Source organism: Halalkalibacter oceani (assembly GCF_040544555.1).
Taxonomy (GTDB): Bacteria; Bacillota; Bacilli; order Bacillales; family Bacillaceae_D; genus Halalkalibacter; species Halalkalibacter oceani.
In genome coordinates, this window is the sequence record NZ_JBEPKD010000006.1 from 140,947 (window position 1) to 152,836 (window position 11,890).

Consider the following 11,890-nt stretch of genomic DNA (forward strand, 5'->3'; position numbering starts at 1 on the left):
CTCACTTTCCTTCTAGCTTTTTAAAACATGCGCAGACTTCGCACACTGCTGTAAGAGCTTGAGATAAAACTAGCTTTGACCTATTGGCAATGGCTCCACACACCACAAGTCCGATGTGAGAAACCCACTCACATCGGACTTTACAAGATCGTGGCGGTTCCGCACATTGCTTAAGGGCTGGACAAAAGGTACGAAAAAATAACCTTTTGTTCCAGCCCTATTTTTTTGAGCGTAACTCGAGGAGGGCAGTGGCTTCGTACTGCGCGCAGCTAGAAGGAAAGAAACTCACTTTTCTTCTAGCTTTTTAAAACATGCGCAGACTTCGCACACTGCTGTAAGAGCTTGAGATAAAAAGCTAAAGCCGACTTTTTATCTCAAGCTCTATTCTCATCAAATTCTCATTTTTCTTTAAGGGTGTTTTCAGAAAGGAGCTGTATGCTGAAAGCAGAATAAGAAAAGGGAGGAAACAACAATGAACAAATGGACAACGATCGCAACAAGCTTATTACTGGCAGGGGGCGCTGCTATTGGAGTAGCGGGTGCTACGGACAATGGAAAGGTATCTGTCGATGAATCGGCCGTCGTGTTAAATACGCAAACCGCTCAGCCTGCTCAAACGGAAAACGAAAACAGCCCAGCCAACGATGAAACGATCACAAAGGAAGAGGCGATTGCGATCGCCCAGCAGGTGCTTCCCGGCAAGGTGAAAGAAATCGAGCAGGATTCCGATGATGGCCACCGTTATTATGAAATTGAATTGAAGTATGAAGGAAAAGATTATGATTTCGATATTGACGCGGCGACGGGGGAAGTGCTGAATATCGATGGAAATCTGTTAAGAACGCCGCTGGCCGATAAAATGGAGATCACGGCGGAGCAAGCAAAGCAAGCTGTGCTTGACGAAGTGGGAGAAGGCCGGATCATGGAAATTGAGCTGGAGAAAAACAGAGGCACGTATATGTATGAAATTGAAGTCAAGGCCCACGGTGACGATGATGATTGGTATGTCGATGCCAATACCGGGGAGGTGCTGGCTTCAGGCAACCATAAGCGCGGAGCCGAGGCCCAGTCACAGCGTACGCAGCAGGCTGACTCAGCTGAGCGCCTGAGTGTGGAAGAAGCGAAAAACATCGCCCTCGCTCATGTCGGGCAAGGAAGAGTAGATGACGCTGATCTTGACCGCGAAAATGGCCGACTCGTTTATGAAATCGAGATTGAGCAGTCCGGTGGAGATGACGTTGAACTGATCATTGATGCCCTAACCGGCGAAATTCTCCACGTCGATTGGGATTAAGCATTAGCAAAGAGAGCCGGGGCTTTATTGCCTTGGCTTTTTTGGACGTGAGTAAAGAGGGGCTGATGATAATTTCAACAGAGCATTTTATGGAAGTCCTACTCTTGGTGAGTTTATCGTATTTGGACCCATATTTTTATTAATTGTCTTTCAGCTTTTGTTTCCCTAACGGGGGCTTAACCTTAATTAGTATAAGAAGATGTTTGTGTTATTCCATCATGGCGTTATCATGGTAAAATATAAAGGCAGTCATAAATATAGACGATTTATTATTGCAGTCAAATAGCTAATGGCAAGTATAGGTGCATCTCAATACTTGCCATTTTTTGTTTTGCCTCTTTACATAAGTTGAAACTTAAGTTAAAAGAATCCAATGGTGGTGTGATTGGTCAAGATTCCGTTGTATTGATCGTGAATTCACTAACTCCTTATGTGATTAAAAGACCTGCACCAGTTTTGACGCAGGTCTTTTTAAATCTAAGATTTATAAAACCTAACCCCGACTGGCTGTAAGGTTATCCGAGAAATTGCAACAAAAACTAAAACAGCTTTATTACACAATAATCGGCAAATTTTGGCTTAGTTGAATCTTGTATCGTGGTAAAAGACTCCTACTGCACAATAACAGACTTTCAAGCGTTTTACCCGAGCGTGACGGTTGGATTAAGCGTAATTTCGAACGCCCGCCCCCAGGAAAATTCAGGATTTCCATAAGCGAGGGAGGCGCTGCGGTAAGCAGAAAGGTTCCACGATGAGCCGTTTATTTGTCGGATATTATAGGAAGCGCAGAAAGCGGGCTCGGCGGCGAGAGTGCTTGTATACGCCTGCATTTGTTCGCGGAGAATGGCAGTCAGCTGTAAGTAGTCGCTGCTCGTGTTGAACAGCAGCATATTTTGATCGGGAGCGACATTTGTATAGGTAGAGCGTTCCGCTGAAATGGCGCGGATGTCTCCGATCGTTTCCCGCTTGTAATAATAATCCTTGAGAAATCTTTTGAACAATAAGGAGCCGTGGGCGTTGACCGCGATGTTCAGCGCCTCTGCTTCGGTTTCACTCTTTAAAAAATCGTAACGCGCCTGCCCCATTCCGACGGCAATGCCGATTTTATTTCCAGCTGTGTTCCAGCCGCTGTAGCCGAGAATACGTCCTGTAAACGGGGTTGCCAGCAAGGAGTGGGTAACGGTCGGATCAGCGGGACCAGCTCCAACGAAATCAATGACGATTGTCGGAAGTTGTTTTTTTCCGTTTGCTGCCATCCGCCTTGCCGCATTGTCAGCTTCAGCGGAGCTCGTTATCGAAATGATTTCGATGTCATACGGGCCGCTCGTTACATAGTCCCCGCCTGTTATCTCGACGTGATGACGAATATTGTCTTCAATATTCATATATTCATATGGGTTGATGATGGTGGAACCGTGCGGCCCGTAGTAGCGTGTCTGAAAGCGGGGCGTTGAACTGCCGTGCTGCAAATGGTTCACCATACGCGCCAGCAGGCAATGGCCGAGGCCGTCAGCATCCGGCAGTATAATTGCCCGCTCGCGGTTTTGTCCGTTTGTTCCGTCGAGCCATTCATTGATCCGGGCTTCGATCCAATTGATTTCATTCATCTGCACGCCTTCGGTCGAGGCATCATCGACACCAATCGCCAGAAAGTCGATCACCTGCTGTTTCGCCAGCTGTTCAAGGACATAGCGATTCGTTTTAAACTTATGACGGCGGGCGTGGTAGTATTGCTCTTTATTGAAGTGAACAGGATCGCCAAAGGCTGTACCGTCTGGACGAAGATCATAGCCGTTTAGAATCGGTTCGAACTCCGTTTCCGTTTTTCGCGTTTGCTGCATAAAGCTTCTCGATTCAGTATAAGAATCTTGCGTCTCACTTTCGACGAACGGAGTTGTGGCGAGGCGCATCACCGTATCGAGCACATAGATAGGTTTATGCGGATAACGCTGTTTGATTTGCTTCAGCGTATCGAGCAGGCCGGTTACGGTTGAATCGTAATGCGGGTATGTTCCTCCGCTTGTCGGGCGGAGCCGGCGGCTGCCGATCAGACCCCCGTACACGAGCATATCAATCGAAATAATAAAGCCATCAACCGAATCTGCATGGTTGACAATAAACTGCCGGATATTCGCCGGATCCCCGAAAGTCGGTGAATACGTGCTTGTTACCGATGAGCCGCAAGCGAGTAGCTGCGAATCTAACCGGTTCCTGATTGACGCTGTGTTTGGGGTTATAACCTCAATCCCCGCTGATTTTCCTTGCATGATCACATCGTCAGTGTTGACCGGTCTGTCATCAAGTGGTACATACAGAATTCTCCCCATTCAAACCCCTCCATTTGTCTCTTTGTAGCAGCGCGTGAAAAAGTCGCGCTTAGTCATCCCTATGCAAAAGAGAAGGAGGATTTCATCATCCTTTTGACCTCTGCCGGAAGCCGGTTTTTAAAGCGGACGAGCAGTTCACGGCCAATGCGTCATATTTGGAGTTGCCCCCTCGATCGTTTTTCTGTTTTTTAGCTGTGAATTGGGGAAAATGGTAGTATGCGAAGAAGATGATCCACGTGAAAGTGGACCTGGTTTCTGAGCAGTTCCTTTGGCTGTCACAAAAGCTTCGGATGGAATTGATTTTTGGGATTGACTTTTAAGTGAAATGAGTTAGTATGTATAATATTCAAAACTTTTAGAGTAATAGAGGTGCAAGTTATGAAATATGCCTTTGCAAATCGCGTTCGTCATTTACAATCCTCCGCCGTGCGGGACATTCTTAAGGTTGTCGGACAGGGCAATGTCATTTCATTTGCCGGTGGGCTGCCGGATGATGACTTATTTCCGATTGAAGGGATAGAAGAAGCCTTTTCCCGCGTGTTTGAGTCAGGAAAAGGTGCGTTGCAATATATGGAAACAGAGGGCTATCGTCCGCTGCGTGAGGTGATTCTTGAAAGAATGAGCAAAAAGGGAGTGAGCGGCTTTTCAACCGATGAGGTTCTCTTGACGACCGGGTCGCAGCAAGCGATTGATTTGTTCTCAAGAATCATGCTGAGTCCTGGCGATGTGATTTTAACGGAGGACCCGACCTATTTGGCTGCGCTCCAGGTGTTTAAGTCCTATGAGGCTGAGGTAATCGCTGTCGACTCGGATGACAATGGCATGCTTCCTGAAGATTTAGAAAGAAAACTGAAGCTGTTTAAGCCGAAAAGCATTTATGTCGTGCCAACTTTCTCCAACCCGGCGGGCCGCGTCTGGTCACTGGAACGGCGCAAGATGCTCGTTAAGCTTGCTCATAAATACAAGGTAGTCATTTTTGAGGATGATCCGTATGGAGAGATCCAATTCAGACCGGAGGAAACGTATACGCCGCTTGCCGCGCTTGATGATGGGACGCATGTGTTATATACGAGTACCTTTTCCAAAACGGCGGTGCCGGGATTGCGGACAGGCTGGGTTGTCGGTCCATTCCAGGTCATTCGGATGATGGCCCAGGCGAAGCAGGCGAATGATCTTCATTCCAATTCACTGTCGCAGCAGGCACTGTATCAGCTGTGCCGCCATTTTGACTTGGACGGCCATATCCAAAACCTCGTTAAGGTGTACAAGAGCCGGATGGAAGTGATGGTGAACTGTCTGGAGCGGGCCGATTTGCCGGACCTGCGCTTCGTCACACCGAAAGGCGGGATGTTCCTCTGGGTCGAGCTTGAAAAGTCGCTTAACACGACGACGCTGCTCAATACAGCGGTGGAAAAGGGAGTCGCCTATGTGCCGGGTGAGCCGTTCTATGCCGGAAAACCCGAGAAAAACACGATGCGTCTGAACTATACGCACTCCACCCCGGAAAAAATTGAACAGGGGATGGGCTTGCTCGTGGAGCTTTTGGCGGCGCAGGCAGAAACGAAAAACAAGCCGGTAGAAATCGGCAGCTACTAAAAAAATACAGATTCAATCAAAGCCGTCTGCGGGGACTTCATCCGCGGGCGGCTTTTTTTAGTCTTTTTGAATAATGATTCGCCGGGGAGATGTGGGGAGAATCAGGGAAGGGCGTCGGCTTCGCGCGTTACGCGGCTGCCTGAAAGAAGCCCGCTTTCAGTCATCCTTAAAAAATGGTAACGGCTTCGCACGCCGCATAAAGAAAACCGTCTGGCGGTTTTTCTCATTTACGAAATCAAACATTTACAGGGGAGAATCGAGGAAGGGCGGCAGCTTCGCGCGTTACGCGGCAGCCTGAAGGAAGCCCGCTTTCAGTCATCCTTAAAAAATGGTAACGGCTTCGCACGCCGCTTTAAAGAAAAGCCGCTACGCGGTTTTTCTTTGACATTGTTAGTGGTGTTTTTGAATAAAGATATAAAGATCGTTGAACAGAGGCTTTACCATGCTACTGTTCGAACAACCTGGCTGAACGGGAGGGCATTGAAACTGCTGAAAAAGTGAAAATCGTCCTTTTTCACAGCTTCTCTTTAACGGCGGGCTTTGGGTAACGTAAAGAGAAGTTATGATAGCGCTTTCATAATATGCGCTTTGAAAATGAGCGCTTGTTCAGCGGAGTAAAAGGAGGTTTCTGATGAATTTTGAGTTGACAAAGGAACAGCGGATGATCCGCAATCTCGTTCGTGATTTCGCTCAAAAAGAACTGGCTCCATTGGCGGAACGGCTCGATGCCGAAGCGGAATTTCCGGCTGAACAATTTGCGCAAATGGGCGAGCTAGGTCTGCTTGGTCTGCCCTTTCCCGAACAATATGGCGGTGCCGGCGCCGATACGATTTCCTACGCGCTTGCCGTGGAAGAAATCGGGCGGGCCTGCGGCGGGACGGGGCTAAGCTATGCGGCGGCGGTGTCGCTTGGCGCCAGTCCGATTTATTATTTCGGCACGGAGGAACAAAAAAAGAAATATTTGCCCCCGCTGGCAAAAGGGGAAGCGTTCGGGGCATTTGGCTTAACGGAGCCTAACGCCGGCTCGGATGCTGGAGGAACGCAAACGACGGCAGTGCTTGATGGCGAGGAGTACGTAATCAACGGGGAAAAATGCTGGATTACGAACGCCGGCATTGCCGAAATCATCACGATTACGGCGGTGACGGCCCGTGATGTGCAAGGAAGAAAGGTGATTTCGGCCTTTATCGTCCCGACGGATCAGAAGGGTGTAACGATCCGCTGCCAGTACAAAAAAATGGGGGTACGCGCGTCCAATACATGTCAAGTATTGCTCGAGGATGTTCGCGTGTCGAAGGAAAACGTGCTCGGCGATCCGGCTGGAGGCTTTAAACAGTTTCTCCTCACGCTTGACGGCGGACGGATTTCAATTGGCGCGCTCGCTGTCGGCATCGCCCAGGCCGCCTTTGACAAGGCGCTCGCCTATGCCAAGGAACGCAAGCAGTTTGGCAAAGCGATTTCGTCGTTTCAGGCGATTCAATTTAAGCTGGCTGATATGGCGCTTGACATTGAACTGGCGCGCAATATGGTGCTTAAAGCAGCATGGCTAAAGGATGAGGGCAAGCCATTTGCTAAAGAAGCAGCCTTCGCCAAGCTGTTTGCCTCCGAGGCGGCGACGCGCGTTTGCAATCAGGCGCTGCAAATTCACGGGGGCTACGGCTATATGCGGGAGTACGGGGTTGAGCGGATGCTCCGTGACGCCAAATTGCTGGAAATCGGGGAGGGGACCTCTGAAATCCAGCGGCTCGTCATCGCAAGAAAGCTTGGCTGCTAAAGCAAAATCGGAGGGAGGTGCAGACGGTGTTTACGAAAATAGTGATTGCCAATCGTGGAGAAATCGCCATTCGGGTAATTCGTACGTGCCGGCGGCTCGGCATTAAAACGGTTGCCGTCTATTCCGAGGCTGACCGGACGGCGGCGCATGTTTTTCTTGCGGATGAAGCCTATTTGCTCGGGGCGGCGCCAGTGAGCGAAAGCTACTTAAATGGCGAAAAACTGATCAGCATTGCAAAAGCAGCGAAAGCGGAGGCGATCCATCCGGGCTACGGCTTTTTATCCGAACAGGCGTCATTTGCGAGCCGTTGTCAGGAAGAGGGAATTGTCTTCATCGGACCTTCGCCGGAGATTATCGCTTTAATGGGAGATAAAATTGCGGCGCGAAAGGCGATGGAAGCAGCCGGATTTCCGGTAATTCCGGGAACGATGGAAGCCGTGAAAAACGAAGAGGAAGCGGTCGACGCCGCGGCTGAAATCGGTTTTCCCGTGATGCTGAAGGCGGCAGCAGGTGGAGGCGGAATCGGAATGGAGCTTGTCCGCAATCCGATTCAGCTGAAGCAGGCGTTCGACGCCACTCGGCAGCGGGCCTCGCGCTTTTTCAAAAACGGCGAAATGTTTTTGGAAAAAGCTCTGGAAGGCACCAGGCATATTGAAATTCAGCTTTTAGCCGATCATGATGGTCATGTCATTCATTTGTTTGAACGGGACTGCTCCATTCAACGCCGTCATCAGAAAGTGATCGAGGAAGCGCCGGCCGCGTCGATTAGCGGACCTTTAGGGGAGAAAATCGCCGAACTGGCTGTTACAGCGGCGAAGCAGCTTGGCTATACGAATGCCGGTACGATAGAATGCTTAGTTGATCAGAAGCAAAACGTCTATTTTTTGGAGATGAATACGCGCCTCCAGGTCGAGCATCCGGTAACGGAGGAAGTGACAGGGCTTGATCTTGTCGAGTGGCAGCTGCGGATTGCCGCCGGAGAAAAACTGGAGCTGCGGCAGGAGGAGATCGCCTGCACAGGGCATGCGCTTGAGGCGCGGATTTATGCCGAAGATCCGGAGACTTTTCTGCCTTCTCCCGGAAAAATCACCGGCCTGCTGCAGCCGCAGGAGCCTTATATTCGCCATGAATGCGCCGTTTCAAAAGGAAGCGTCGTCTCGCCGTTTTACGACCCGATGATCGCGAAGATTATCGTTAACGGCTCGTCGCGGCTGGAAGCAATCGAGCGGATGAAGTACGCCCTGCGCCGCTATCAGATTGAAGGCATCAAAACAAACCTCCCGCTTTTAAGGAAGGTGATCAATCATCACGAGTTTTCAAAAGGGAACGTCACAACGAAGTTTATTATGGAACATATCGACAACGGGGAGAGTTGAAATATGGCTGAAATTAAAGCAATGATGGCAGGGAATGTTTGGAAGATTATCGTTCAGGTTGGCGACGAGGTGACGGTCGGGCAGCAAGTCGCGATACTTGAATCGATGAAGATGGAAATCTCGATAGAAGCTGCAAGCAGTGGAACGGTGACGGCGATTTTGAAGGAGGAAGGTGAGTTTGTCAACGAAGGCGACGTGCTGATGGAAATGACATGAGGAAGGAGGAGCAGGATGACTGACAGCAGTCAAGTGTATGTCCGTGAGGTTGGACCGAGAGACGGACTCCAGCATGAGCAAACATGGCTGGATACGGCCGATAAGCTGAACTGGATCGAACAGCTGGGGGAAGCCGGGCTGACGTATATCGAGATCACCTCCTTTGTCTCCCCGTCGTGGATTCCGGCATTGGCCGATGCGGACGAGGTGGCGCGCACGCTTAAGAAAAGGCCCGGGGTTACCTATGCCGCGCTCGTCCCGAACAGAAAGGGACTTGAACGGGCTTTGCTCGCTAATATTGATGAAGTCGCGATTTTTCTTTCAGCAAGTGAAACGCATAATCAGAAGAACATCAATGCCGATACGGAGACGGCGCTTGCCCGTTTGAGCCGGGTGGCCGAGGAGGCGCGGCAGTCCGGGAAGGCGGTGCGCGGCTATCTTTCGATGGCATTCGGCTGCCCTTATGAAGGCAAGGTGGAAGTCGACGAGGTCGAACGGCTGGCGGAGCGTCTGTTTGAAATGGGAGTAACGGAGCTGTCACTAGGCGATACGATTGGCATCGCCGGACCGAAGCAAATTGAGGCTGTTATCAGCCGGCTTGGCCGCATGATTCCGCTTGAGCGGCTCGCTCTTCATCCTCATAATACCTATGGGACAGGACTCGCGAACATCTATGCTGCTTTTCAGCTCGGGATCCGCCGCTTTGACGGCTCGACGGGAGGGATTGGCGGCTGTCCTTACGCCCGCGGCGCTTCCGGAAATGTCGCGACAGAGGATCTTGTGTACTTGATGCAAACACTCGGCGCAAAGACTGGCATTGATCTTGTCCGGCTGACAAGCGCGGCACAATGGATTGAAAAGCGGCTTAGGCGGCCGTTGCCGAGCAGTCAATTACAGCTGAGCAAAGAGGAAGGGCGGTGCTTGTGAGCGCGTTGATTGCTGTTGAGAATAAAGGCAAGGGAATCGTTTTGATTACGCTGCGTCAGCCGGAACGCGCCAATGCTTTATCGCTCGCGCTGCTTGTCGATTTGCAGCGGGTGCTACGCGAAACGGTGGAGAGAGAACCGCGCGTGCTCGTGTTCAGAGGCGAAGGAGAGAATGTCTTTTGCGCCGGGGCTGATTTGAAGGAAAGGGTGAAGATGACGGAAGCCGAAGTGCGCCGGACGCTCTCGTTCATCCGGACGACGATTGAAGCGGTGGCGGCAGTGAAGCAGCCGACGATCGCCGCGATGAACGGTCATGCCTTTGGCGGAGGACTGGAGCTCGGATTAGCCTGTGATCTGCGCGTTGTCAGCGCCACGAGTTTATACGGCTTGAGCGAGACGTCATTAGGGATTATTCCGGGGGCGGGTGGAACGCAGCGTCTGACGCGATTAATCGGCTTAGGAAAAGCGAAAGAGCTGATTTACACGGCTGCCCGGATTTCCGGCAAGGAAGCGGAACGAATCGGGCTGGCAGAAAAGGCGGTTCCGCAGGAAAAGGTTGTGGAAGAGGCGTTGCAGCTTGCCGCTAAAATCGCTGAACAGGGGCCGATCGCGGTTCAGCAGGCGAAGCAGGCAATCGACGCCGGCTATGATCTTGATCTGCGGACGGCGCTGACGATTGAACAGCTCGCCTATGAGCGGACGCTGTCGACAAAGGACCGGCTTGAAGGGTTGCGCGCCTTTCAGGAAAAGCGCAAGCCACATTATAAAGGTGAGTAGGAGGGAGAAAAATGACGCAGGAAGATACATTTCATGAGCGGACGGAGAAGCTGCGCGCCGGAGGAAAGCCGCATTACCATGCCAGCAATAAAGCGCAAAACAAGCTGTTCGTCCGCGAACGGGTCAAGCTGCTTTTGGACGATGGTCTGGCGCTGGAAGACGGATTGTTTGCCAATGCGTTAAAGGAAGGGCTGCCGGCTGACGGTGTTGTCACGGGAATAGGCAAGATAAATGGACAGACCGTGTGCGTGATCGCCAACGATTCGACCGTCAAGGCCGGGTCGTGGGGGGCCAAGACGGTCGAAAAAATGATACGAATGCAGGAAACCGCTGAAAAGCTCCACGTCCCGCTGCTCTATTTAGTCGACTCTGCCGGGGCGAGAATTACCGATCAAGTTGAGATGTTCCCGGGACGACGCGGGGCAGGCCGGATTTTTTACGAGCAGATCAAGCTATCGGGCAAGGTACCGCAAATCTGTCTTCTATTCGGACCGTCCGCCGCCGGCGGCGCCTATATTCCTGCTTTTTGCGATACGGTAATAATGGTCGATGGCAATGCGTCGATGTATTTAGGCTCACCGCGGATGGCCGAGATGGTCATTGGCGAGAAAGTGTCGCTTGAAGAAATGGGAGGAGCGCGGATGCACTGTCAAGTGTCGGGCTGCGGCGATATTCTGGCGGCGACAGAGGAGGAGGCTATCCGTTTTGCCCGCGATTATTTGCGTTATTTTCCGGCGAGCTATAAGGAGCGGCCTCGCTGGGCTGAGCCGCGGCCGTCAGTTCCCGGCTCGATAGATGAGCTGATTCCGGCCAATCAAAATGCCCCTTTTGATATGTATCAGCTGATTGAGCGGCTGATCGACAAGAACTCCTTTTTTGAATGGAAGAAGCTGTTCGCGCCCGAGCTGATTACCGGATTCGCCCATTTGGACGGACGGGTGATCGGAATCGTCGCCAATCAGCCAAAGGTAAAAGGAGGCGTGCTTTTTCCCGATTCAGCCGATAAGGCGGCAAAATTTATGACGCTCTGTGATGCCTTTCATATTCCACTGCTTTTTCTCGCCGATATTCCGGGTTTCATGATCGGAACGAAAGTCGAGCGCGCCGGGATTATTCGCCACGGCGCGAAAATGATCGCCGCGATGGCCGAAGCGACTGTCCCGAAGATTTCCGTAATTATTCGCAAGGCATATGGTGCAGGGTTATACGCGATGGCCGGTCCCGCGTTCGAGCCGGATTGCTGTCTCGCCCTCTCACAGGCACAAATTGCCGTCATGGGGCCGGAAGCGGCCGTGCAGGCCGTGTATGCGAAAAAAATTGCCGAGCTTCCTCCGGATAAGCAAAAAGCTTTTATCGAGGAGCGTCGCAACGCTTATCAGCAGGATATTGATATTTATCATCTTGCCTCCGAAATGGTCGTTGACGGGATCGTAGAAGGCGATGATTTGCGGGAGGAGCTGACCCGACGCTTTTCCGCTTATGAAGGACAGGAAAGAACGTTTAGCGAACGGAAGCACCCGGTGTATCCCGTGTAAGAAAGGAGTAGAGCCGTGGAAAAAAGCTGGCGCCCTTCAGTGGACGAAATCGAAAGAACAAGGCTTTAT

Annotated in this window: 9 protein-coding genes; 8 read left to right on the forward strand and 1 reads right to left on the reverse strand. The window is 51.3% G+C overall.

The features are described from left to right. Positions 1-472: 472 nt before the first annotated feature. Positions 473-1,294: a PepSY domain-containing protein gene (locus ABMB67_RS09405; RefSeq protein WP_354571909.1), complete on the forward strand. Its 822-nt coding sequence runs from the start codon at positions 473-475 to the stop codon at positions 1,292-1,294. A gap of 641 nt (positions 1,295-1,935) precedes the next feature. Here ABMB67_RS09405 and ABMB67_RS09410 read toward each other — a convergent pair. Then, the gene (locus ABMB67_RS09410; RefSeq protein WP_354571910.1) at positions 1,936-3,621 is read right to left on the reverse strand and encodes a DUF4127 family protein; all 1,686 of its coding nucleotides are present in this window, start codon (positions 3,619-3,621) and stop codon (positions 1,936-1,938) included. A gap of 378 nt (positions 3,622-3,999) precedes the next feature. Here ABMB67_RS09410 and ABMB67_RS09415 point away from each other — a divergent pair, with 378 nt between their 5' ends. The 7 genes from ABMB67_RS09415 to ABMB67_RS09445 all read left to right on the forward strand — a co-directional run bounded on the left by ABMB67_RS09415 (position 4,000) and on the right by ABMB67_RS09445 (position 11,821). Continuing rightward, on the forward strand, positions 4,000-5,217 hold the full coding sequence (locus ABMB67_RS09415; protein ID WP_251221474.1) for an aminotransferase-like domain-containing protein: 1,218 nt from the start codon (positions 4,000-4,002) through the stop codon (positions 5,215-5,217). 631 nt (positions 5,218-5,848) lie between these two features. Then, a complete protein-coding gene (locus tag ABMB67_RS09420) occupies positions 5,849-6,991 on the forward strand; it encodes an acyl-CoA dehydrogenase (protein WP_354571911.1) in 1,143 nt (380 codons plus the stop codon). 26 nt (positions 6,992-7,017) lie between these two features. Further along, a complete protein-coding gene (locus ABMB67_RS09425; RefSeq protein WP_354571912.1) occupies positions 7,018-8,367 on the forward strand; it encodes an acetyl-CoA carboxylase biotin carboxylase subunit in 1,350 nt (449 codons plus the stop codon). 3 nt (positions 8,368-8,370) lie between these two features. After that, positions 8,371-8,583: an acetyl-CoA carboxylase biotin carboxyl carrier protein subunit gene (locus ABMB67_RS09430; protein WP_251221478.1), complete on the forward strand. Its 213-nt coding sequence runs from the start codon at positions 8,371-8,373 to the stop codon at positions 8,581-8,583. Positions 8,584-8,598: 15 nt separating this feature from the next. Further along, on the forward strand, positions 8,599-9,510 hold the full coding sequence (locus ABMB67_RS09435; protein ID WP_354571913.1) for a hydroxymethylglutaryl-CoA lyase: 912 nt from the start codon (positions 8,599-8,601) through the stop codon (positions 9,508-9,510). Continuing rightward, positions 9,507-10,286 (forward strand): enoyl-CoA hydratase-related protein, encoded by a 780-nt coding sequence (locus ABMB67_RS09440; RefSeq protein ID WP_354571914.1) that lies wholly within the window; start codon positions 9,507-9,509, stop codon positions 10,284-10,286. The genes ABMB67_RS09435 and ABMB67_RS09440 overlap by 4 nt, the downstream gene beginning before the upstream one ends. 11 nt (positions 10,287-10,297) lie before the next feature. Further along, complete coding sequence (locus ABMB67_RS09445; protein WP_354571915.1) at positions 10,298-11,821, forward strand: acyl-CoA carboxylase subunit beta; 1,524 nt, start codon at positions 10,298-10,300, stop codon at positions 11,819-11,821. Positions 11,822-11,890: the final 69 nt, after the last annotated feature.

What these genes read in the sequence shown, in the direction of transcription:
- ABMB67_RS09445 (WP_354571915.1), top strand. Translation starts at nt 10,298, where the DNA reads ATGACGCAGGAAGATACATTTCATGAGCGGACGGAGAAGCTGCGCGCC.
- ABMB67_RS09405 (WP_354571909.1), top strand. Translation starts at nt 473, where the DNA reads ATGAACAAATGGACAACGATCGCAACAAGCTTATTACTGGCAGGGGGC.
- ABMB67_RS09420 (WP_354571911.1), top strand. Translation starts at nt 5,849, where the DNA reads ATGAATTTTGAGTTGACAAAGGAACAGCGGATGATCCGCAATCTCGTT.
- ABMB67_RS09410 (WP_354571910.1), bottom strand. Translation starts at nt 3,621, where the DNA reads ATGGGGAGAATTCTGTATGTACCACTTGATGACAGACCGGTCAACACT.
- ABMB67_RS09430 (WP_251221478.1), top strand. Translation starts at nt 8,371, where the DNA reads ATGGCTGAAATTAAAGCAATGATGGCAGGGAATGTTTGGAAGATTATC.
- ABMB67_RS09435 (WP_354571913.1), top strand. Translation starts at nt 8,599, where the DNA reads ATGACTGACAGCAGTCAAGTGTATGTCCGTGAGGTTGGACCGAGAGAC.
- ABMB67_RS09415 (WP_251221474.1), top strand. Translation starts at nt 4,000, where the DNA reads ATGAAATATGCCTTTGCAAATCGCGTTCGTCATTTACAATCCTCCGCC.